Source organism: Buttiauxella cochleicola, from assembly GCF_021283185.1.
Taxonomy (GTDB): domain Bacteria; phylum Pseudomonadota; class Gammaproteobacteria; order Enterobacterales; family Enterobacteriaceae; genus Buttiauxella; species Buttiauxella massiliensis.
Map to the genome: position 1 here is coordinate 37,234 of NZ_JAJSOS010000006.1, position 22,701 is coordinate 59,934.

Annotated in this window: 26 protein-coding genes; 16 read left to right on the forward strand and 10 right to left on the reverse strand. The window is 50.8% G+C overall.

All coding sequences use genetic code 11. From position 1 onward, the window contains the following. Positions 1-41: 41 nt before the first annotated feature. Positions 42-1,091: an oxygen-dependent tRNA uridine(34) hydroxylase TrhO gene (gene trhO / locus LVQ76_RS10520; protein ID WP_232903875.1), complete on the forward strand. Its 1,050-nt coding sequence runs from the start codon at positions 42-44 to the stop codon at positions 1,089-1,091. A gap of 67 nt (positions 1,092-1,158) precedes the next feature. Here the strand turns inward: trhO and solA are convergent, their stop codons facing one another. From solA to mdtH, 7 genes are all read right to left on the reverse strand, one after another. Continuing rightward, entirely contained in the window at positions 1,159-2,277 is a 1,119-nt protein-coding gene (gene solA, locus LVQ76_RS10525) for an N-methyl-L-tryptophan oxidase (RefSeq protein WP_232865552.1), read from the reverse strand. A 135-nt stretch (positions 2,278-2,412) separates the two neighbouring features. Continuing rightward, the gene (gene bssS, locus LVQ76_RS10530; protein WP_034456211.1) at positions 2,413-2,667 is read right to left on the reverse strand and encodes a biofilm formation regulator BssS; all 255 of its coding nucleotides are present in this window, start codon (positions 2,665-2,667) and stop codon (positions 2,413-2,415) included. A 352-nt stretch (positions 2,668-3,019) separates the two neighbouring features. Further along, positions 3,020-3,265: a DNA damage-inducible protein I gene (gene dinI, locus LVQ76_RS10535; RefSeq protein ID WP_064517858.1), complete on the reverse strand. Its 246-nt coding sequence runs from the start codon at positions 3,263-3,265 to the stop codon at positions 3,020-3,022. Between the two features lie 73 nt (positions 3,266-3,338). Continuing rightward, entirely contained in the window at positions 3,339-4,385 is a 1,047-nt protein-coding gene (pyrC, locus tag LVQ76_RS10540; protein ID WP_232865551.1) for a dihydroorotase, read from the reverse strand. A 133-nt stretch (positions 4,386-4,518) separates the two neighbouring features. Next, a complete protein-coding gene (locus tag LVQ76_RS10545) occupies positions 4,519-5,079 on the reverse strand; it encodes a lipoprotein (RefSeq protein WP_151992611.1) in 561 nt (186 codons plus the stop codon). 170 nt (positions 5,080-5,249) lie between these two features. Next, on the reverse strand, positions 5,250-5,897 hold the full coding sequence (gene grxB, locus LVQ76_RS10550) for a glutaredoxin 2 (protein WP_232921593.1): 648 nt from the start codon (positions 5,895-5,897) through the stop codon (positions 5,250-5,252). A 75-nt stretch (positions 5,898-5,972) separates the two neighbouring features. After that, on the reverse strand, positions 5,973-7,181 hold the full coding sequence (gene mdtH, locus LVQ76_RS10555; protein WP_232865548.1) for a multidrug efflux MFS transporter MdtH: 1,209 nt from the start codon (positions 7,179-7,181) through the stop codon (positions 5,973-5,975). 241 nt (positions 7,182-7,422) lie between these two features. Between mdtH and rimJ the strand changes: the two genes are divergently transcribed. The 5 genes from rimJ to LVQ76_RS10580 all read left to right on the forward strand — a co-directional run bounded on the left by rimJ (position 7,423) and on the right by LVQ76_RS10580 (position 11,845). Further along, a complete protein-coding gene (gene rimJ, locus LVQ76_RS10560; RefSeq protein WP_034456200.1) occupies positions 7,423-8,007 on the forward strand; it encodes a ribosomal protein S5-alanine N-acetyltransferase in 585 nt (194 codons plus the stop codon). Between the two features lie 9 nt (positions 8,008-8,016). Beyond that, on the forward strand, positions 8,017-8,667 hold the full coding sequence (locus LVQ76_RS10565; RefSeq protein WP_232921594.1) for a YceH family protein: 651 nt from the start codon (positions 8,017-8,019) through the stop codon (positions 8,665-8,667). Between the two features lie 3 nt (positions 8,668-8,670). Further along, complete coding sequence (locus LVQ76_RS10570) at positions 8,671-9,594, forward strand: Gfo/Idh/MocA family protein (protein WP_232921595.1); 924 nt, start codon at positions 8,671-8,673, stop codon at positions 9,592-9,594. Between the two features lie 117 nt (positions 9,595-9,711). Beyond that, on the forward strand, positions 9,712-11,247 hold the full coding sequence (murJ, locus tag LVQ76_RS10575) for a murein biosynthesis integral membrane protein MurJ (RefSeq protein ID WP_232903871.1): 1,536 nt from the start codon (positions 9,712-9,714) through the stop codon (positions 11,245-11,247). 112 nt (positions 11,248-11,359) lie between these two features. Further along, positions 11,360-11,845, forward strand: coding sequence for a cold shock domain-containing protein (locus LVQ76_RS10580; RefSeq protein ID WP_232865583.1), 486 nt, complete (start codon positions 11,360-11,362; stop codon positions 11,843-11,845). A 47-nt stretch (positions 11,846-11,892) separates the two neighbouring features. Here LVQ76_RS10580 and flgN read toward each other — a convergent pair whose 3' ends face one another. The 3 genes from flgN to flgA all read right to left on the reverse strand — a co-directional run bounded on the left by flgN (position 11,893) and on the right by flgA (position 13,515). Next, complete coding sequence (gene flgN / locus LVQ76_RS10585) at positions 11,893-12,315, reverse strand: flagella biosynthesis chaperone FlgN (protein WP_232865544.1); 423 nt, start codon at positions 12,313-12,315, stop codon at positions 11,893-11,895. A 100-nt stretch (positions 12,316-12,415) separates the two neighbouring features. Further along, positions 12,416-12,736 (reverse strand): flagellar biosynthesis anti-sigma factor FlgM, encoded by a 321-nt coding sequence (flgM, locus tag LVQ76_RS10590; protein ID WP_151992605.1) that lies wholly within the window; start codon positions 12,734-12,736, stop codon positions 12,416-12,418. Between the two features lie 119 nt (positions 12,737-12,855). Next, complete coding sequence (gene flgA / locus LVQ76_RS10595; protein ID WP_232921596.1) at positions 12,856-13,515, reverse strand: flagellar basal body P-ring formation chaperone FlgA; 660 nt, start codon at positions 13,513-13,515, stop codon at positions 12,856-12,858. 152 nt (positions 13,516-13,667) lie between these two features. On the opposite strand from flgA, the gene flgB reads away from it, so the two are divergent. The 10 genes from flgB to flgK all read left to right on the forward strand — a co-directional run bounded on the left by flgB (position 13,668) and on the right by flgK (position 22,685). Beyond that, positions 13,668-14,084, forward strand: a complete 417-nt coding sequence (flgB, locus tag LVQ76_RS10600; protein ID WP_064517881.1) for a flagellar basal body rod protein FlgB — start codon at positions 13,668-13,670, stop codon at positions 14,082-14,084. Between the two features lie 3 nt (positions 14,085-14,087). Then, entirely contained in the window at positions 14,088-14,492 is a 405-nt protein-coding gene (flgC, locus tag LVQ76_RS10605; RefSeq protein ID WP_151992603.1) for a flagellar basal body rod protein FlgC, read from the forward strand. Between the two features lie 11 nt (positions 14,493-14,503). Next, a complete protein-coding gene (flgD, locus tag LVQ76_RS10610) occupies positions 14,504-15,181 on the forward strand; it encodes a flagellar hook assembly protein FlgD (RefSeq protein WP_064517883.1) in 678 nt (225 codons plus the stop codon). A 27-nt stretch (positions 15,182-15,208) separates the two neighbouring features. Further along, on the forward strand, positions 15,209-16,417 hold the full coding sequence (gene flgE / locus LVQ76_RS10615; RefSeq protein WP_232865542.1) for a flagellar hook protein FlgE: 1,209 nt from the start codon (positions 15,209-15,211) through the stop codon (positions 16,415-16,417). Positions 16,418-16,436: 19 nt separating this feature from the next. Further along, positions 16,437-17,192, forward strand: coding sequence for a flagellar basal body rod protein FlgF (locus tag LVQ76_RS10620; RefSeq protein ID WP_151992601.1), 756 nt, complete (start codon positions 16,437-16,439; stop codon positions 17,190-17,192). Positions 17,193-17,223: 31 nt separating this feature from the next. Next, positions 17,224-18,006: a flagellar basal-body rod protein FlgG gene (gene flgG, locus LVQ76_RS10625; protein WP_064517889.1), complete on the forward strand. Its 783-nt coding sequence runs from the start codon at positions 17,224-17,226 to the stop codon at positions 18,004-18,006. A 64-nt stretch (positions 18,007-18,070) separates the two neighbouring features. Then, the gene (gene flgH, locus LVQ76_RS10630) at positions 18,071-18,766 is read left to right on the forward strand and encodes a flagellar basal body L-ring protein FlgH (protein ID WP_151992923.1); all 696 of its coding nucleotides are present in this window, start codon (positions 18,071-18,073) and stop codon (positions 18,764-18,766) included. Between the two features lie 12 nt (positions 18,767-18,778). Continuing rightward, positions 18,779-19,873: a flagellar basal body P-ring protein FlgI gene (locus tag LVQ76_RS10635; protein WP_151992600.1), complete on the forward strand. Its 1,095-nt coding sequence runs from the start codon at positions 18,779-18,781 to the stop codon at positions 19,871-19,873. Then, positions 19,873-20,814 (forward strand): flagellar assembly peptidoglycan hydrolase FlgJ, encoded by a 942-nt coding sequence (flgJ, locus tag LVQ76_RS10640; protein WP_064517893.1) that lies wholly within the window; start codon positions 19,873-19,875, stop codon positions 20,812-20,814. The genes LVQ76_RS10635 and flgJ overlap by 1 nt, the downstream gene beginning before the upstream one ends. 197 nt (positions 20,815-21,011) lie before the next feature. Next, entirely contained in the window at positions 21,012-22,685 is a 1,674-nt protein-coding gene (gene flgK / locus LVQ76_RS10645; RefSeq protein WP_232865541.1) for a flagellar hook-associated protein FlgK, read from the forward strand. The last annotated feature ends 16 nt before the right edge of the window (positions 22,686-22,701 follow it).

Sequence of the window (22,701 nt, forward strand, 5' to 3'; positions counted from 1 at the left end):
CTGCCCAGTTTTTTCTTATCAACGATAGCCGAGCGAACACCATGCCAGTGTTACACAACCGCATATCGAATGATGAATTGCGCGTGCGTATGTTGGCTGAAACCGAGCCACGCACCACAATCTCATTCTATAAATATTTCCATATTGAAGAACCTCAAACCACGCGCGATGCGCTTTATCAGGCTTTTACCGCGCTGAATGTTTTTGGTCGCGTGTATCTCGCCCATGAAGGGATCAACGCGCAAATTAGCGTTCCTCAAAGCCGTGTCGATGCCTTCCGCGAAACACTCTACGGTTTCCATGCCGCGCTCAATGGCGTGCGTCTGAATATCGCGCTTGAAGACGACGGAAAGTCGTTCTGGGTGCTGCGCATGAAAGTGCGTGACCGTATTGTTGCCGATGGGATTGATGACCCGTCGTTTGATGCCAGCAATGTCGGTGCTTATCTGAAAGCCGCAGACGTTAACGCGATGCTCGACGACCCGGATGCCGTGTTTATCGACATGCGGAACCATTACGAATATGAAGTGGGCCATTTCCAGGACGCTATGGAAATCCCCGCAGACACGTTTCGTGAGCAGTTGCCGAAAGCGGTAGATATGTTGCAGGACGACAAAGACAAAAAAATCGTCATGTATTGCACCGGTGGGATCCGCTGTGAAAAGGCCAGCGCCTGGATGATGCATAACGGATTCAAGAACGTCTACCACATCGAAGGCGGGATTATTGAATACGCCCGTCGTGCTCGTGAGCAAGGGATCCCAGTGCGCTTTGTCGGCAAAAACTTTGTCTTTGACGAGCGTATGGGCGAGCGCATTTCGGATGATGTGATTGCGCATTGCCACCAGTGTGGCGCTTCCTGCGACAGCCACACCAACTGCAAAAATGACGGCTGCCATTTGCTGTTTATTCAGTGCCCAAGCTGCGCTGAGAAATATGCCGGATGCTGTAGCGACATTTGCCGCGAAGAACTGGCACTCTCACCTGAAGAACAGCGCCGCCGCCGCGCTGGCCGTGAAAACGGCAATAAGATTTTCAATAAATCGCGTGGCGTGTTGAACACCACGTTGGGCATTCCTGACCCAGAGTGAAAAAATGGATGTCGCTTGCGCTTAAGTAGGTCGGATAAGCGTAAGCGTCATCCGACATTATTCAATACTAGCTAAATCGTGAAAGCGAAAACGGCGTCAGATCGAAACTCGACTCTTTGCCCAGTGCAAATTGACAGGCAATTTCCCCCAGCACCGAAGCGAATTTAAAACCATGCCCGCTCAGGCCGGTGATCACCATCGTGTTGTCATGACCGGGCAGGGTATCAATAATAAAATCTTCATCCGGTGACATATCGTAAGTGCAGGCCGCGCCATGCATACAAACCCCCACACCTGGCATTATCTGGCGCAAGAAGCTGAACACTTCGCTGCCGTCGGTGGCGATAGCGCCAAACGGTTTACGCTGTTGCGGCTCGCTTATCATCTGCCCGCCATCATGCTTGCCCAGTTTCAGCTCGTTATCTTCACCAGCCGGGAACCCGTAGTACTGGCTCCCGTCAGGCAATTGAGCGGTAAACGCTGGGAAGTTATTTTTTTCGCTATAGCGCCCGTCGGCCTGATGCCAGCTAAAGATTTTGCGCCATGGCGTTACGGGCAGTTCGGGTAATAATTTAGAGACCCAGGTTCCTGCGCTCACCAAAAGTTTATCGGCGGTAAATTCGCCTTCTGGGGTATCGACTACCACACCGTCTGAGGTATGGCGAATGTCCGTCACCGGGCAATTAAACAGCTGCGCGCAACCACCCTGGTTTGCCAGACGGATATAAGTTTCCACCGCCAACTCGCTGCGCAGCACACCAGAATCTGGCTCAAACAAGCCAAGATAGTTTTCAGGAACGGTAATTTGCGGCCAGCGTGTCATCACTTGTTCAGCCGTCAGCGTTTCAAGCGGTAGTGACCAGGTTTGCGCACTGCTTTGCACCGTTGATATAAATGCTGAATCCTCAGGGCCGAGGTTAATCACACCAGTGCGATGAAAGACTTTCTCACCGCTGATTTCCTGCAACGCATCCCATAAAGTCTGAGCGCGTAACACCAGCGGGACATATTTTTCCCCTTCGCCATAAGCGTGGCGCATCAGGCGAGTATCACCATGATGGCTACCTTGCTGGTGGGGAGGGTGGTTGCTGTCGATCATAAGCACGTTTAAGCCGGAGTGAGTGGCATAGCATCCGGCGGCTGCGCCAACGGAACCACTACCGACGATGATAAGGTCATAATGCATGATGCTTTTCTCTTCTCTCTGGCAAAAAGTATATAGCAGGTTAATTAATTCTCGACCGACTGGCAATTGAGCGAAACCTGAATAATAAAAAAGGCACCTCTACGGTGCCTTGCGTTATTTGAGCAGCATCGACAATCAATGCTTACGATAATCGTTTACCTGGTAATCACTAGATTCAATCTTAGCAATCCCGGCTTCTAAAATAGAAATAAATTGCCGGGCAACATCCGTGGTCAGCCATAAAGTTTGACCGATTTCAGTTTCGTCGTGCTTTTGCGTATTCGAGGTCAGGTAGTGCAGGCGAAGCATCAGCGCATCGTAGCTATCAACGGTGCTGATGTCCCATCCGATAAGGGGATGGGTCTGGATAACATCACTATTTTTTTCCATCATAACCCCTTTTATACGTGTGTTTGAGACAACGGTTCGTGAGGTTTAATGCTTGTTTAATGTGAAGCCAGTTAAGTATATCAATGATTAAGCTAATTCGACGGAGAAATAAATACCCTGCAACACTTTTTTTACAATAAAGCGCTTAATTGCACAATAAACCGGCATGATATTCTTTATTGAATCAGATGATTCTGGGTAACGTATAAGAAGGGAAATTATTTAAATGAGTAAATTTCATACAATTAAAAAAACCGGATGGCGACACCCGGTATAAAGATAACAACGAGGGAATTTTTACCTGAAATGAACGGCGAATTGATCTAAAGCCAGCCCATTCCCATTATGTTTTTTAATCCGCAGCAAACCAGTCGTCAGCGCTTTCCCAGGTCTCTTGCAATATTTCGCTAATGCGATCGCGGTCTTCTTTGGTAGCCCCTAAAACCGACAGGTTATTTGCAGCTGCATAACGTACCTGAACGTGGTTAACGTTTTCAGGATAGTGTTGAGTAATACGGCGTGAAAGTTCATTGGCAAGCGCATCAATAGCGCCTGGTGGCAGAGATGTAGTTTTGGCAATAGTGACTTCAATACGCATAACAGCCCCCTATATAATATACTGGATATTTATACAGTCATATTGCCAGTAATGCAACAGGGGGCGGTAAAAATTATGCTTTAACTGACCAGGCTACTTTCTCACCGGCCAGGAATGGCACGATGCTGTCATCGGATGTTTCGATGGTTTCTGGCATTTCAACCGGCGTGCGAACCAGTTCGATAGTCTCTTCGTTAACAGGTAAACCATAGAAACGCGGGCCATTGAGGGATGTGAACGCTTCGAAGTGCTGCATTGCATTCATCTCTTCAAATACCGTCGCGTAAGCACCCAAAGCAGAAGGGGCGTTAAAGCAGCCAGCACAACCACAACTTGCTTCTTTACGATGACGTGCGTGTGGTGCGGAGTCAGTCCCCAGGAACACACGGTCGCATCCGCTTGCTACCAGCGCGCGTAACGCTTCCTGATGCACGCTGCGTTTTAAAATAGGCAGGCAATACAGATGAGGGCGCACGCCGCCAACCAGCATGTGGTTGCGGTTAAACATCAGGTGTTGCGGGGTAATAGTTGCACCTAACAGGGAATTGCCTTCCTTCACATACTGTGCGGCGTCTTTGGTGGTGATATGTTCAAATACCACTTTTAGTTCCGGCAGTTGCTTACGCAGCGGTTCCATCACAGTTTCGATAAAGCGTGCTTCACGGTCAAAAATATCAATGTCAGCGTGAGTTACTTCACCGTGAATCAGCAGCGGCATACCGATTTTCTGCATGCGCTCAAGTACTGGCAAAATCGCAGCAGTGCTGGTGACACCATGGCTTGAGTTAGTTGTCGCATTTGCCGGGTACAGTTTTGCCGCAGTAAACACACCTTCGTTAAACCCACGTTCAACTTCGTTCGGGTCCAGAGAGTCAGTCAGGTAGCAGGTCATTAAAGGCTCAAAACTATGCCCTTGCGGTACGGCGTCGAGAATACGCTGGCGATAAGCAATGGCAGCTTCAACCGTTGTCACTGGCGGCGCCAGGTTTGGCATCACAATCGCGCGACCATAAATTTCGCTGGTATAAGGCACAACCGTTTTTAGCATATCACCATCACGAAGGTGAACATGCCAGTCGTCTGGGCGGCGAATTTTTAATACCTGAGGTAATACGGTCATGAAAGTGCTCCGGCGTAGGAAGGAAATAACGATGATTTATGCCGGGCACAAAGGATAAGCGCAAACGTTTAGCTTTGCACCATTTTCGTTGAGATTTTCTTGGGGAGGATGTGCCTCCCCTGTGTTTGAGGGCTTACTCGGTGAACGGGATAATGATTTCGCCTGGCTTGACCTCAATCCCTTTGGCATATTTCTTCGCCAGTTTTTCGCCTGCACTGTTATCTTCACTCAACACGTAAGCTGGCTGTTGGTTGAAGTAATTGCGTAGCGACTGATTGAGATAGGGAATCAGTGTCTGGACGATCGTCTGCATTTTCTCAGGCTCGACGGTTGCGTCTACCACTTCCATTTCTTGCAAATAGATAGCACCTTGCTCTTTATTAAAGGTTGGCAGGGCTTTGAGTTTAAGTTTGATATTAGCTTTTTGATTGCCGAACAAAGATGTCATATCCAGTTTGGCATCACCAGTCAGGGTGATTTTGTTTGGTTCTTCTCGGCCAATCGCACTGGCTAAATTAGTTAAGACAATATGGGCATCGGCAACGCCTGGCAGGCCAATGTCTTTAGAGAAATTATTCCGTTTATGCAGCGCCTGGTTGATTTCCTGTTCGCTGACGGTGTATTGCGTTAGCTGGTTACAACCCACCACTAATCCGCTGAGCATCAAGGCTGCGGCTAATACTATTTTTTTCATGGATATCCTTAACATGCTGCATCGGTCACAGATCCTGACATAAAGCATCATGATGTACCAGTGCCGGGCGTGCTACAGGAAAAGGCTTAATTTTTTATTAGACACAATGAGTTTCTTAATCATGAGATAAAGGCGGGTTAACTTACCCGCCTTAGAACCATTAACAATCTTTAAATAGCGTGGGATGACAGCAGGTTAATTTGAGTCTGTTTGGCCATATTATCGCGGTATGCCGCAACACGACTCGGCCACTCAATTCCGGCAACCAGCGTCAGGTTACGCAGCAGCGGGAAGAGGTGGATATCGTCATCGGACAACTCACCGTTGACGGCATTGGGCTGTACGATAAGTTTATCGAGCTTGCGTAAGTCGTCGCTGATTTTTTTGGTCAGACCCGGTGAATGCGTCAGATGATCGGCAAAAGAACCGATCATTGCCTCTTTTTTCTGTGTGAAGTAAGCACGGGCAGCAGGCGTGGCAAACTCATCAAAAGGCGCTTTCGCAATACGCGGCAATAACAGGTGTTGGACATAGCTATTGACGTGACGCAACCAGTCACTGATGGCCGAATTAGCAGCGCCGGTCAAAAGTGGTTCACCATCAAGTTTGTCGACGTAGTGCACGATATCCATGCTTTCAGGCAGGTAGCGACTGTCATCTTTTTGCAGGATTGGCGCCATTTTCCTGCCAATCATTTTCGTCGGGGTTACTTCATCGTCGTTTAGCAAGACGACCAGCTCAACGGGGATATTCTTTAAGCCAAAAATCATGCGTGCTTTAAGGCAGAAAGGGCAGTGATCGTAAATATAAAGCTTCACGTTACTCCTCCATATCAATCGTCAGGAAAAATCCGTCAATTTTTGAGTATGGAGGAGAATACCAGGGGCTGCAAACTAGCTGCCGGGCTCAAGCATAGAGGGGTCTATCGGTTTCGGGCTAAATTGCCACCATAATGCGATAAGCGTGATGAAACCTATAATCCCTAACATCAGCCACGGAAGTTCCGGCTGGTTGATGCTTTTCCCGGCATCAAATAACCAACCGCCACCGGCGTAACCAAATGCGCCGCCAATCGCCAGACCCAGTCGGCTAAAGCCCATGTAACTGCCGCGAGCGCGGGAGTCAGCAAGTGATGCGCCCAGCGTTTCACGGGCAGGTTCCGCAATGATTGAACCAACATAAAACACGCAAATCAGAGTGAACAGTTGTTGGAGGTTGTTAGCCAATCCCATCGGTAACATGGCGAGTGACATCAGGAATAAACCCGCCATCAGGCGCTGCTCGAGACGGAAGCGTTTTTCGCTCCAGCGCGCAATCGGGTATAGCAGAGTTAAGGATAGTGCCGCTTCAATGGCATACATCCACTTCACGGCGGCAGGCGTACCGGCAATTTCGTTCACCATAATCGGCAGCATTAACATCACCTGCACCGCCAGCATGTAATATCCGGCCAGCGTTAACACATAAGTGATGAAACGTTTGTCACGCAGCACGCGCCCCATGCCTTCAAGCATTGGCGTGCGAATGGTAGAGAGTTTATAAGCTGGAAGCAGCCAGGCGTTGACCATCGCACAAATCACAAACATCACCGCGCCCGCACCGCACACCAGACGAAAATCGTATTGCAGCAGCCAACTGCCGAGCAGCGCCCCAATGACTGCTCCAGCGCTGTCTTGCATCATTAATATCGAGAAGAAACGACCTCGTTGATGTGGACGCACCAGTTTGACGACAAGGGCTGCGCGCGGTGGGTCGAATAGCGTGCCGCCGATAGCGGAAATAAAACACGACAGCCACAAAACCCAGGGTTCATGAGCGATGCCCATCAGCGCAAAACCAACGGCTCGCAGCAGCATTCCGGTGACAATCATCGGTTTGGCACCTAGCCGGTCGGCGATAGCACCACCGAAAATACCCAGCCCTTGCTGAGTAAGCTGACGCAGGCCCAGCGCAATGCCGACCATTAACGCCGCCCAACCCATTTGGTCGACAAAGCGAATGGAAATAAGAGGGAAAACCACGAAGAAGCCTAATACAACTAACATGTTATCGAGCAATAAGAAGTATTTACCCAGGCTCCTGGCCTGCGCTACCCGTGACATCTCCCCTCCAGGGAACTTAAAAGTGTGACAAACCTCTATTCTCCACTGCTCTCAGGGTTTTTGACAGGGCGTACGGTGACAATATTTTTTTATCAATCCGGCGCTTTGATTTAACTCGTTAATCGAAAAAAGTATGACCGGATGAGAAATCTGCATGTTGTTGTTTTCCTTCCATCGCAAGGGGCAGGTATAGTAATTACGTGGGCTCAAAAATACGTGGGATGTGAGGAGTAGGGTGAACATGTTTGGCTACCGCAGTAACGTGCCGAAAGTACGCTTAACAACGGACCGCATGGTGGTGCGTCTGGTGTACGAGCGAGATGCCTGGCGTCTGGCAGATTATTACGCCGAAAACCGTCAGTTCCTGAAACCCTGGGAACCCATTCGTGATGACAGCCATTGCTATCCTTCCGGCTGGCAAGCGCGGCTTGGCATGATTAGCGAAATGCATAAAACCGGTAGCGCTTATTACTTTGCGCTGCTCGATCCAGAAGAGAAAGAGATCCTTGGCGTTGCCAACTTCTCCAACGTAGTACGGGGCTCATTTCATGCCTGCTATCTCGGCTACTCACTTGGTGAGAAATGGCAAGGGCAGGGAATGATGTTTGAAGCACTGACCACGGCTATTCGCTATATGCAGCGTAGCCAGCATATCCATCGCATCATGGCGAACTACATGCCGCATAACCAGCGCAGCGGCGATCTGCTCGCTCGCCTTGGTTTTGAAAAAGAAGGCTATGCCAAAGAGTATTTACTGATTGATGGCGTGTGGCGGGATCATGTTTTGACCGCGCTAACCACCAAAGAATGGACCCCTGGCCGTTAAGGACAAGAAATGAAATATCAGTTAACTGCGGTTGAAGCGCGAGTGGTGGGTAGCTTGATGGAAAAGCAGGTGACCACTCCCGAACAGTATCCGATGTCGGTCAACGGTGTGGTGACGGCATGTAACCAGAAGACCAACCGCGAGCCGGTGATGGATCTGAAAGAGCATGATGTTCAGGAAACGTTGGATACTCTGGTCAAACGCCATTTTTTGCGCACCGTCAGCGGGTTTGGCAATCGCGTAACGAAATATGAGCAACGTTTCTGTAATTCAGAGTTTGGTGACCTTAAACTTTCTGCGGCAGAAGTTGCGGTGGTCACTGCCTTACTGCTACGTGGCGCCCAAACGCCAGGAGAATTGCGCACCCGCTCCGGAAGAATGTTTGAATTCAGCGATATGGCGCAGGTAGAAGCGACCCTTGAACATCTCGCGAATCGCGAAGACGGCCCTTTTGTGGTGCGTTTACCGCGCGAACCAGGCAAACGCGAAAGCCGCTATATGCATCTTTTCAGCGGAGAGGTTGATGCGTCCCAGGTAACAGCGCAAGAAAGCAGCGTTACACCTGCTGGTGATTTAACGGCGCGTGTCGAACAGCTCGAAAATGAAGTTGCCGATCTTAAGCAACGCCTGGATTCATTGCTCGCTCATCTCGGAGATTAATTGATGACTAAACTTCGCGTAGGCGTTGTCGGTTTAGGTGGCATTGCACAAAAAGCATGGTTACCCGTTCTGGGGGCCTCCAGCGACTGGACGCTTCAGGGGGCATTTTCCCCAACACAGGCGAAAGCGCAGAAAGTCTGTGACACCTGGCGTATCCCCTATATTCCTTCTATTGCTGAACTTGCGGCACAGTGTGATGCCGTGTTCGTTCACAGTGCGACCAGCAGCCATTACGCGGTAGTGAGCGAGTTATTGCAGGCAGGTGTCCATGTTTGTGTGGATAAGCCGCTTGCTGAAAACCTTGCCGATGCTGAACGCTTAGTGGAAATGGCACAGCGTCAAAAGCGTACGCTAATGGTTGGTTTTAACCGCCGTTTTTCACCGTTGTACCAGGATCTGAAAGCGACACTGGCGAATGGTTCATCAGTACGGATGGATAAACATCGAGCAGACAGCGTTGGGCCCAACGATCTGCGTTTTACCTTGCTTGATGATTATCTGCATGTGGTTGATACCGCACTGTGGCTGTCTGGCGGTGAAGCACAATTGCAAAGTGGGACCCTGTTGACCAACGACCAGGGGCAGATGCTTTTTGCTGAGCATCACTTTGCCCGGGGCAACATACAAATCACCACCAGTATGCATCGCCGGGCGGGTAGCCAACGTGAGTGGGTTCAGGCGGTCACAGAGGGTGGTTTGTACGATGTTACAGATATGCGTGAATGGCGTGAAGAGTGCGGCAATGGCGTGGTGAATCGTCCAATTCCGGGCTGGCAAACCACACTCGAACAACGCGGTTTCGCTGGATGTGCGCGTCATTTTCTTGATTGTGTGGCAAATCAGACAGTTCCTGAAACCTCCGGTGAGCAGGCATTGATGGCCCAGCGCGTGGTCGAGAAACTGTGGCGCGATGCCATGAGCGAATAATGCGGTAACATCTGATAGTAGTAATTCGGCTGGGTATCGGTAGACTAAGCGCCTGATCGAAATGCCCTTAACAACGCCTGCCTTGCAGGCGTTGATGTTTGTGGAACCATATAATAAATGAATCTATTAAAATCGCTGGCAGCAGTCAGCTCGATGACGATGTTTTCTCGCGTGCTCGGATTTGCACGTGACGCCATTGTGGCAAGGGTTTTTGGGGCAGGGATGGCGACGGATGCCTTTTTTGTGGCATTCAAATTACCGAACCTTTTGCGCCGTATTTTCGCCGAAGGTGCATTTTCGCAGGCGTTCGTCCCGATTCTTGCTGAATACAAAAGTAAGCAAGGTGAAGACGCAACACGCGTGTTTGTCTCTTATGTTTCCGGACTGCTGACGCTGGCACTGGCGGTTGTTACTGTTATCGGGATGATTGCAGCACCGTGGGTTATTCTGGTCACAGCACCTGGCTTTGCGGATACTGCCGATAAATTCGCGCTCACCTCCAGCCTGCTACGAATTACTTTCCCGTATATTTTCCTGATCTCTCTGGCCTCGCTGTGTGGGGCGATACTGAATACCTGGAACCGCTTCTCGGTCCCCGCGTTCGCGCCAACCTTCTTAAACCTCAGCATGATTGGCTTTGCACTCTTTGCCGCACCGCACTTTAACCCGCCGATTCTGGCGTTGGCGTGGGCGGTTACCGTTGGTGGTGTTTTGCAACTGGCGTATCAGTTACCGCATCTTAAAAAGATTGGCATGCTGGTTTTACCGCGTGTGAACTTGAAAGATGCAGGTGCAATGCGGGTGATTAAGCAGATGGGACCTGCCATTCTTGGCGTCTCCGTCAGCCAGATCTCATTAATCATCAACACCATTTTCGCCTCGTTCCTCGCATCCGGCTCTGTGTCCTGGATGTACTACGCTGACCGTCTGATGGAATTCCCATCTGGTGTGCTTGGTGTGGCACTGGGTACCATTTTGCTGCCTTCACTGGCGAAAAGTTTTGCCAGCGGTAATCACGATGAATATTCACGCCTGATGGACTGGGGTTTACGTCTGTGTTTCCTGCTGGCGCTGCCAAGTGCGGTTGCATTGGGGATTCTGGCTAAGCCGCTCACCGTTTCACTGTTCCAGTACGGCAAGTTCACCGCTTTTGATGCCTCTATGACGCAACGTGCGCTGGTGGCTTATTCCGTCGGCTTGATGGGGCTGATCGTAGTGAAGGTGTTGGCGCCTGGTTTTTATTCGCGCCAGGACATCAAAACCCCGGTTAAAATCGCCATCGTGACGCTGATTTTAACCCAGGTAATGAACCTTGCATTTATTGGCCCGCTCAAGCACGCCGGGCTGTCGCTGTCGATTGGTCTGGGGGCGTGTCTGAATGCCAGCCTGCTATACTGGCAACTGCGTAAACAGGATATTTTCCAACCTCAGCCGGGTTGGAGCGCATTCCTCTGGCGTCTGTTTGCTGGTGTCATTGTGATGGCGGCGGTTCTGCTTGGCGTGATGCACATCATGCCTGCCTGGGATCTGGGCACCATGCCGTACCGTTTACTGCGCTTAATGGCCGTTGTCGTGGCAGGTATCGCGGCTTATTTCGCAACGCTTACGGTCCTGGGATTCAGAGTGAAGGATTTTGCCCGACGCACAATGTAGCGTGATGGCAATTTATCGTGCCGACACGTGCCAAAGGCATAGTCGGCACGCGCATTCTGCATTAAACTGCGCGCTGCAAAATTTGACTTATTGAACGATTAATTAGGCGGTAATAGCGATGCACGGGACAATCACAACCTGGTTTGAAGATAAAGGTTTCGGTTTTATCAAAGATGAAAACGGTGACAATCGTTATTTTCATGTGATTAAGGTCGCCAACCCTGAACTGATTAAGAAAGATGCATCAGTCACTTTCGAGCCAACGACCAACAATAAAGGCCTGTCGGCGTTTGCTGTGAAGGTTGAACCTGATAGCAAGTACATTTATATCGCAGGCGAGCGCATCAAAATCACGTCGATTAAATCCTTCCTGGTTTACAGCGAAGAAGTGCCTGCCGAAACCAAGATTGATAAAGAGAATGCGGTGCTGTCTGTGGGCGTATTGATGAATAGCATTCGTCCGAAGGCTGACCCGAAACAGGGTGAGATGCGTACCTTGAAAAAGCTGGCAGTGACCACTTTCCAGGGAACAACGTTGATCTTCTCTGAAGATGAAATTGATGTTGAAGCAACAATGAAGATTCTGAAGGGTCTTTAACGCGTTACCAGGGCGGTGCTTTGAAACCGCCCTTATTCTTTCTGGCACTAAATCGTTATTTTCTTCCCACCACGACTGACAGTGGTCGCCTGCCCATCAGCCCCATAAAGATTAGGTTCCTGATGCGGTTTGAGTACCGCCAGCGCTTGTTCATTACGCGCTAACTGATCCTCTAATAGCCAACCGTTATGCTGGTTGATATCACGTAAGTGCTGCGTTTTCTGCGTAATCGTCTGCCAACGCTGGCTAATATCCGTGCTGCTGGTGTTTTCGGCTTTCTGTGCGTCACGGCGAAGCTGTTCGAGATAATCCAGCGTCGCAAGTAACGAGCTTTTATCTTCGGTAATGCGCTGCAATGCACTGCCATTCACATGGCCTGCGGATAGTTGTTGCTGCTCGGCGTCCATCACCTCTTTAAGAGAGTTGAGCACCACAGTCATTTGATCCATCACTTCTAACAGACGATTCATGCAATTATTTACTCGATATATACCCGTCATACTTCAAGCTGCTGGTGCGTTGACTGCACCCGTGCGCCCCAGTCACATAGTTATCTATGCTCCTGGGGACTTACGGCCTGGTCGCCTTCCCGCCACTTAAATTATTTTGGGTATCGCTGAGAGCTTCCTGGATTAATGCATCGGCGATTTTGCCGGTATCCATTTTAAGCTCACCGTTACGGATCGCAGTTTTGAGTGCTTCAACGCGTTCCATATTAATATCACCGCTGCCTGGCTGAATTAACTTAGCCTGCGCGTCACTGAGTGTCACGTTGGTGCTGTTTGGCGTGGTACTTTTTTCCAGACGGCTCTTTTGAATTGGAGCTTCTGATGTTTCACGTGGTTGTACGGTACTTACCGGTTTCAAAGGAGAAGTGCGATCAATGCTCATTATTCTATCCTCATCGAGGTGGCTCGCAGCATTTGAGCCTGCCAATATCTATCATCTGTTAACACACTATCGGCAGTCGCCGCAGAACCTTTATACCCTTCTTAATCACCCGTTGAATATTACAAGTTAATCAGAATATTCCCATCAACGTCGACTGTTCCGCTCACAATCTGACCAGAATCCATTCGTACCCGCGCATTCTGTGCGACAGAGGCATTGTTCAGTGCTTTACCTTCGCTATTCACACTAAAACCTTCACCTGCAGCCACCACCTGGACTCGTTGCCCGGCTTTGACTCGCCATGATTGACGCACCATCGACAGCATAATTGGCTGATTTGGTGCGATGTCGCGCAGAGTTACAGCATCATTTGCCTGGCGGATATCCAACATGGCACGCGGAGGGAGTTGATCCAATCTCCCGCGTTTAAGTTGTACCTGACTTTCATTAATGACACTGCCACGTGGTAGCGCCTGGGCTGCAACGACGTAATTTCCAATAGCCTGCACTTCTGCCTGAATAAATCGTTTGGTATCACCACATCGAGCTAACACGCTCACAGTTCCCCACAGGCGGCCATTACCCGGCATTGAAAAATCCGGAAGCGGGCAGGAGGGTAATTGTGCATCGGGAGTTTTCACTTTTACCGATACTTCATCGCTTATGCCCGCCAGACGTTGCTGAAAAAACTGGTTCAAAGGTGCATCCAGAATACTGGCAAATGCCGGTGGGCATGCCAGTAAAAGCGCAATCGTGCTCCAGGTTTTCAGACCGTTCATAACGTCTCTCCTTGTTCAGGTTGCAGTGATTTTAACCGCACTCGGAATTGATCAAGGCGACAAATAGCGACGCATTTTGTGTCTATTCCAACGATAACGCACGCGTAAGGGGCTTTAAGCTGTCGGACAAATCCTAATTATGCGGAGGGAACATGCTAGACAAACTGGATGCCGCGCTGCGATTTCAGCAAGAAGCGATAAATTTGCGCGCCCAGCGTCAGGAAATTCTGGCAGGGAATATCGCTAATGCCGATACCCCAGGTTATCAGGCTCGCGATATTGATTTTGCCAGTGAAATGAAAAAAGTGATGGACAGAGGACGTGTTGAAGGCAGCGGTGTCTCGCTTGCTCTTACCTCTTCGCGCCATATTCCGGCACAAACTCAAACTGTCCCACAGCTTGATCTCCTCTACCGCATTCCTGACCAACCATCTATGGATGGTAACACCGTCGACATGGACCGCGAACGTACACAATTTGCCGATAACAGCCTGAAATACCAGTCAGACCTGACAGTTCTCGGCGGCCAAATCAAGGGCATGATGTCTGTGCTGCAACAGGGTGGCTAATAGATGGCTTTACTGAATATTTTTGATATTGCCGGTTCAGCGATGGCCGCGCAGTCCAAGCGTATGAACGTGGCGGCGAGTAACCTGGCTAACGCCGACAGCGTCACTGGCCCGGATGGTCAACCGTACCGTGCCAGGCAAGTTATTTTCCAGGTGGATGCAGCACCGGGTGCTGAAACCGGTGGTGTGAAAGTGACGGGTGTTGAAGAGAGCCAGGCTCCGGACAAGCTGGTCTTTCAGCCGGGTAACCCGCTCGCTGACGCTAAAGGTTACGTGCGGATGCCAAACGTTGATGTGGTAGGTGAGATGGTCAACAGCATGTCTGCCTCCCGTAGCTACCAGGCAAATGTGGAAGTACTCAACACGGTGAAAAGCATGATGTTGAAAACCCTGACTCTTGGTCAGTAAAGGAGTGACTGATGGGCATAGCCGTTAATATGAACGACACCACGACCAGTGGTGTTAATACTTTATCGGGAAATAGCAGCATTACCGGGAACAATGCTGCCGATCTTCAAAGTAGTTTCCTGACCCTGCTGGTTGCGCAGCTCAAAAACCAGGACCCGACCAACCCTCTGCAAAATAACGAACTGACTACGCAGCTTGCGCAAATCAGTACCGTGAGCGGTATTGAAAAACTCAACACCACGCTCGGTTCAGTGTCAGGCCAGTTAAACAATAACCAGTCAGTTCAGGCAAGCGCCCTGATTGGTCATGGCGTGATGATCCCTGGTTCTAAAATTCTGGCAGGCAAAGAGGCGACCACGCCGTTTGGTGTGGAGCTGCAACAAGCCGCCGATAAAGTTACCGCAACGATCACCGATAACACCGGCAAAGTGGTACGCACGCTCGATATTGGTGGTCTAAGCGCAGGCGTTCATACCTTTACCTGGGATGGGACGATGACGGACGGTTCGACGGCGCCAGACGGTGCTTATAACGTCGCTATCAATGCCACCAATGGTGGGACACAGCTGGTTGCTCAGCCGCTCAATTTTGCGATGGTCAACGGTGTGACACTCAGTAATGGCAAGACCTTGCTCGACCTCGGTACTTACGGCACCTCCACTCTCGACGACATCAGGCAGATTATTTAAGCCTATAACCCTTTGCAGGAGTAAGACATGGCCTTTTCTCAAGCGGTCAGCGGCCTGAATGCCGCCGCCACCAACCTGGACGTAATTGGTAACAACATTGCCAACTCCGCCACCTATGGCTTTAAGTCCGGCAGCGTATCTTTCGCTGACATGTTTGCAGGTTCTAAAGTGGGTCTGGGCGTTAAAGTCGCAGGCATCACGCAGGACTTTGGCGACGGTACTACGACCAACACCGGGCGTGGCCTGGATGTGGCGATTAGCCAGAATGGTTTCTTCCGTATGGTGGACACTAACGGTTCGGTCTATTACAGCCGCAACGGTCAGTTCAAACTGGATCAAAACCGCAACCTGGTGAACATGCAGGGTATGCAACTGACGGGTTATCCGGCAACCGGCACACCGCCAACGATTCAGGAAGGGGCAAACCCGGTAGGGCTTTCAATTCCGAATACTTTGATGGCGGCGAAAATCACTACCACGGCCTCAATGCAGATTAACCTGAACTCTACTGATAAGGTGCCCGCCAACGCGAAGTTTGATCCAGCAGATTCAGAGAGTTACAACAAAAAAGGCTCAATCACTGTCTATGACAGCCAGGGTAACTCCCATGATATGAACGTCTTCTTTGTGAAGTCTTCTACGGCAAATACCTGGGATGTTTATACCCAGGACAGCAGCGTTGCGGGGAGCCCGATTCAAAAAGGGACATCTCTGGAGTTCAGTAGTAGTGGTGTCTTAACCAAAGGTACCGCTAGCGATTTTAAGACTGAGGCTATTAATGGTGCAACGCCTGCGACATTCAATCTCAGCTTCCTCAACTCCATGCAGCAAAACACCGGCTCCAACAACATCGTTGCCGCGAACCAGAATGGCTACAAGCCAGGCGATTTGGTGAGCTATCAGATCAATGAAGATGGAACCGTAGTCGGTAACTACTCCAACGAACAAAACCAATTGCTCGGGCAGATTGTGTTGTCCAACTTTGCCAACCCGGAAGGCTTGTCCTCTGAGGGTAACAACGTCTGGGCGGCGACCAATGCTTCAGGTGTTGCGCTGTTGGGTACGGCAGGCTCAGGTAACTTCGGTACGCTGACTAACGGTGCGCTGGAAGCCTCAAACGTCGATCTGAGTAAAGAACTGGTCAATATGATTGTCGCACAGCGCAACTACCAGTCTAACGCGCAGACCATCAAAACCCAGGACCAGATACTTAACACCCTGGTTAACCTGCGCTAAGCACTGACGGGAAAGCTTAATGGATCACGCAATTTATACCGCCATGGGCGCGGCCAGTCAGACGCTGAATCAACAAGCGGTGACGGCCAGCAACCTGGCGAATGCTTCAACTCCCGGCTTTCGTGCACAGCTAACTGCTTTGCGCGCAGTTCCGGTGGAAGGGCTTTCTTTGCCAACGCGTACGCTGGTGACCGCGTCAACGCCTGGCGCTGATATGTCCCAAGGTCAGCTTGATTACACTCAACGCCCGCTGGATGTTGCCCTGCAACAAGATGGTTGGCTGGCGGTACAAAGTGCTGATGGTACAGAAGCTTATACCCGTAACGGCAATATGCAGGTGAGTCCTGCCGGGCAACTGACCATCGGCGGGCAACCGGTGATGGGGGAAGGTGGCCCGATTGCTGTTCCTCAAGGCGCACAGCTAACTATCGCGGCTGATGGCACCATTTCTGCACTTAACGCGGGTGACCAGCCTAATACGGTAGCACCGATTGGCCGCCTGAAACTGGTGAAAGCTACCGGTACAGAAGTTGTACGTGGCGATGATGGATTTTTCCGTTTGAGCCCGGCTGCCCAAGCCACGCGCGGTGCGACTTTACAAGCCGATGCCAGCATCTCTTTGATGCCTGGCGTACTGGAAGGCAGTAACGTTAAACCGGTTGAAGCCATGGCGGACATGATTTCCAACGCCCGTCGTTTTGAAATGCAGATGAAGATTATTTCGAGCGTGGATGAAAACGAGCAACGGGCCAACCAACTGCTGTCGATGACGTGATAATCAGCCGCGAAACTAACAGGAATTCAAAATGATCAGTTCTTTATGGATCGCCAAAACCGGTCTTGATGCCCAGCAAACCAACATGGATGTGATTGCCAACAACCTGGCAAACGTCTCCACCAACGGTTTTAAGCGTCAGCGTGCTGTGTTTGAAGATCTTCTTTACCAGACTATTCGCCAGCCTGGTGCGCAATCTTCTGAGCAAACCACGTTGCCTTCAGGTTTGCAGATTGGTACGGGTGTGCGTCCGGTCGCCACTGAGCGTCTGCATAGCCAGGGTAACCTTTCTCAGACTAACAACAGTAAAGATGTGGCTATCAAAGGTCAGGGTTTCTTCCAGGTACAACTGCCGGATGGAACCAGTGCCTACACGCGCGATGGTTCATTCCAGGTTGATCAAAACGGCCAACTGGTGACGGCGGGTGGTTTCCAGGTTCAGCCAGCAATCACCATTCCTGCTAACGCCCTGACGATTACCGTTGGACGTGACGGCATCGTGAGTGTGACTCAGCAGGGTCAGGCGCAACCCGTGCAGGTAGGCCAGCTTAACTTGACCACCTTTATGAACGACACGGGTCTGGAAAGCCTGGGTGAAAACCTCTATGCCGAAACCCAGTCCTCCGGAACGCCTAATGAAAGTACTCCGGGGCTTAACGGCGCGGGGCTTTTGTACCAGGGGTATGTTGAAACCTCTAACGTGAACGTGGCAGAAGAGCTGGTGAATATGATCCAGGTTCAGCGCGCTTACGAAATCAACAGTAAAGCCGTTTCTACCACCGATCAGATGCTGCAAAAACTGACGCAACTGTAAGGCGTTTGCCGGTGTGCAGTTTTGCACCGGCTGTCTTTATCTGAATGACCTGAAGATGAAAGCAATGCAAAACCCAATGGTTCTCCGTCCTATCGTGATGTGTCTGGTGCTCGCCTCAACGGGCTGCGCGCTGATACCAACTAAACCGCTGGTGGAAGGGGCGACAACGGCCCAGCCAGTGCCAGGCCCTGCGCCTATCGTCAATGGTTCAATTTTCCAGACGGCGCAACCGGTGAACTATGGGTATCAACCTTTGTTCGAAGACCGCCGTCCAAGGAATGTCGGCGATACCTTGACTATTCAGCTCCAGGAAAATGTCAGTGCCAGCAAAAGCTCGTCGGCTAATGCCAGCCGTGATGGCAAAACAAACTTTGGCTTTGACGTAACGCCTCGTTATCTCGAGGGGCTATTCGGCAACGATCGCGCGTCAGTGGATGCCTCTGGCGGCAACAGTTTCAACGGTAAAGGTGGGGCAAACGCCAGTAATACCTTTAGTGGAACCTTAACCGTGACGGTGGATCAGGTACTGGCAAACGGCAACCTGCACGTCGTGGGTGAAAAACAGATAGCCATTAACCAGGGCACCGAATTTATTCGTTTCTCCGGCGTGGTGAATCCTCGCACTATTAGCGGCTCCAATACCGTGCCGTCTACGCAAGTGGCGGATGCACGCATCGAATATGTCGGTAACGGCTATATCAACGAAGCGCAGAATATGGGTTGGTTGCAACGCTTCTTCCTTAATTTATCGCCGATGTAAGCGAGGAAACTCATGACCAAATATTTATTCGGATTGCTGATTCTGGTGGCAACCTTTGCGCAAGCCGACCGTATCCGCGACCTGACAACGGTTCAGGGCGTGCGTGAAAACTCCCTGATTGGTTACGGTCTGGTGGTTGGGCTCGATGGCACAGGCGACCAAACCACACAAACACCGTTCACTACCCAGACACTTAACAACATGCTTTCGCAGTTGGGGATCACCGTTCCGGCGGGCACTAACATGCAGCTTAAAAACGTCGCAGCGGTAATGGTGACGGCAAAATACCCAGCATTTGCACGATCCGGGCAGAATATTGATGTGGTGGTTTCATCCATGGGTAACGCCAAAAGCCTGCGTGGTGGCACCTTGCTGATGACGCCGATGAAAGGTGTTGATAACCAGGTTTATGCGCTCGCGCAGGGTAACATTCTGGTAGGCGGTGCCGGGGCTTCAGCGGGCGGCAGCAGCGTTCAGGTTAACCAGCTTAACGGCGGTCGTATCACAAACGGTGCGGTTATCGAACGTGAGTTGCCGGGCACTTTTGGCACCGGGAATATGATTAGCCTGCAACTTAACAACGATGATTTCACTCTTGCGCAGCAGATAACTGACACCATCAACCGCTCACGTGGTTTTGGCAGTGCTTCAGCTTTAGATGCGCGCACTATTCAGATTCGTGTACCAAGCGGTAACAGTTCGCAAGTGCGTTTGTTGGCTGATATTCAGAACCTTGAAGTCAACATGCCTGCGCAGGACGCGAAAGTGATTATCAACTCACGTACCGGCTCGGTGGTGATGAACCAGGAAGTGACACTTGACACTTGTGCTGTGGCGCAGGGTAACTTGTCTGTAACGGTTAACCGTTCAGCACAGGTAAGCCAGCCGGATACGCCATTTGGTGGCGGCCAAACAGTGGTGACGCCGCAAACCCAAATCGATCTGCGTCAGAACGGCGGTGCGCTGCAACGGGTTAACGCCAGTGCCAATCTGAATAATGTGGTTCGTGCACTGAATACGCTGGGTGCTTCACCCATGGAATTGATGTCGATTCTGCAATCGATGCAAACCGCCGGATGTCTGCGTGCCAAAGTGGAAATCATCTGATGCTTAACGATACCCAGTCACTGGCGAATGCTGCATGGGATGCTAACTCTCTTAACGAGCTAAAAGCGAAAACCGGGCAAGATCCAAAAGGTAACATGAAATCGGTTGCTCGCCAGGTGGAAGGGATGTTCGTGCAGATGATGCTGAAAAGCATGCGTGAGGCGCTGCCAAAAGATGGCTTGTTTAGCAGCGAGCAGACGCGCATGTACACCAGCATCTATGACCAGCAAATCGCACAACAGCTCAGTTCTAAAGGGCTTGGGCTGGCCGATATGATGGTGGAGCAAATGGGCGGCAATGCCGACCCATCGGAAGATGCTGGCAAAGTGCCGATGAAGTTTGATCTGCAAACTGTGACCAGTTTCCAGAACCAGGCGTTAACGCAAATGGTGCGCCAGGCCATTCCGAAAGCGCCTTCTAACGAAGAGCCGCTGACGGGTGACAGCAAAGACTTCCTGGCGCAGCTTTCGTTACCAGCAAGGCTTGCCAGTGAACAGAGCGGTATTCCGCATCACTTGATTCTGGCGCAGGCTGCGCTGGAGTCAGGGTGGGGCCAGCGGCAGATTCTTACTGAGAAAGGTGAGCCGAGTTTTAACTTGTTTGGCGTGAAGGCGTCGGGAAGTTGGAAAGGCCCGACGACGGAAATCACCACTACCGAGTATGAAAATGGTGAAGCGAAAAAGGTGAAAGCGAAATTCCGTGTCTATAGCTCTTACCTCGAAGCTCTTTCTGATTACGTCGGTTTGCTGACGCGCAACCCGCGATACGCCGCAGTCACTAACGCCAATACCGCAGAACAGGGTGCACAGGCATTGCAAAATGCCGGTTACGCCACCGACCCGAACTATGCCCGTAAGCTGACGGGCATGATTCAGCAGATGAAGGCGATGGGGGAGAAGGTCGCAAAAGCGTATAGCAATGACTTATCCAATTTGTTCTGAAGCTCATCATACTTCGAGCCGCAGGTGCGTTGGCTGCACTCACAAACCCCAGTCACTTACTTTATGTAAGCTCCTGGGGATTTGCTCCCTTGCCGCCTTCCTGCAACTCGAATTATTTAGAGCTAACACCTCAAGTGTTGCCAGACGCTGCCGATACTTACCAACAGGAATCGTGATTAACGCGCTAAGGAAATTTCATGTCCAGTAGCCTGATTAACAGTGCCATGAGTGGCCTGGGTGCTGCCCAGGCGGCACTGAATACTGTCAGTAACAACATTTCTAACTATAACGTCACAGGCTATACCCGCCAGACTACCGTGTTGTCGCAGTCGCAAAGTACGTTTGGCGCAGGTGGCTGGATTGGTAATGGCGTGCAAGTCAGCGGTGTGCAACGTGAATATGATGCGTTCATCACTAATCAACTGCGTGCGGCACAAACGCAAAGCAGTGGTCTGAATACTCAGTACCAGCAAATGTCTAAAATTGACAATATTCTGTCTGGCACTACAAATACCCTCGCTACAACCATGCAGAGCTTCTTTAGCGGCTTGCAGACTCTGGTTAGTAACTCCGAAGACCCGGCGGCACGCCAGGCTCTGCTTGGCAATGCCAACGGTCTGGTAAACCAGTTTAAGGTGACCGATCAGTATCTACGCGACCAGGATAAGCAGGTGAATACCAGCATCCAGAGCAGCGTGGAGCAAATCAACAATTACGCCAGCCAGATTGCCAATCTGAATAACCAGATTTCGCGTCTGACGGGTGTGGGCGCAGGTGCAGCACCGAACGATCTGCTAGATCAGCGCGACCAACTGGTTAGCGAGTTAAACCAGATTGTCGGTGTTGAAGTCAGTGTTCAGGATGGCGGTACTTATAACGTCTCCATCGCGAATGGTTTGTCCCTGGTGCAGGGTGATAAAGCCAATAAACTGGCGGCAGTCCCTTCCAGTGCTGACCCTTCACGCACTACTGTTGCGTATGTTGACCCAGTTTCCGGCACTAAGGAAATCCCGGAAAACCAATTGAGCAGCGGCACGCTGGGCGGCGTGTTGACCTTCCGTTCTCAAGACCTTGATAGCGCTCGCAACCGCCTGGGGCAACTGGCTCTGACATTTGCCGATGCGATAAATCAACAACATGGCAAAGGGGTTGATGCCAATGGTGATGCTGGCGGCAAGTTCTTTTCAATCGGTGGGCCGACAGCCTGGGGGAATGCCAACAATGTCGCTAAAGATACCTCGCTTAAAGTAAGCATGACGAACAGCTCGGAAGTGCAGGCCAGCGACTACAAAGTGGTCTATGACGGCAAGGACTGGCAAGTCACGCGCCTGGCGGATAATAAGCAATTCAAAGCCACGCTCTCCACTGATGGCAAAAGCATGAGCTTTGATGGTCTGAAACTTGATATTAGCGGTACGGCGCCGAGCGAAAATGACAGCTTCATAGTTAAACCTGTTTCTGACGCTGTTGTGAACATGGGCGTGCTGATTACCGACGAAAGTATGCTGGCCCTGGCGGGTGACCCTAATGGTGGCACTGGCAATACCAGCGGTGGCGCAAGCGACAACCGTAATGCCCAGGCAATGCTGGATTTGCAAAGTGGCAAAATCGTTAACGGTAACAAATCGTTTAACGATGCGTATGCGAGCCTTGTAAGCGATGTTGGCAACAAAACCAGCACGCTGAAAGTCACCAGCACCACACAAAACAACGTGGTCACGCAGTTGAGTAACCAACAGCAGTCTATCTCTGGCGTCAATCTCGACGAAGAGTACGGTAACTTGCAGCGTTTCCAACAATATTACCTGGCCAATGCCCAGGTACTACAGACGGCATCAACTCTGTTTGATGCGTTACTGTCCATTCGTTAATTAAGGAATCTGGCGT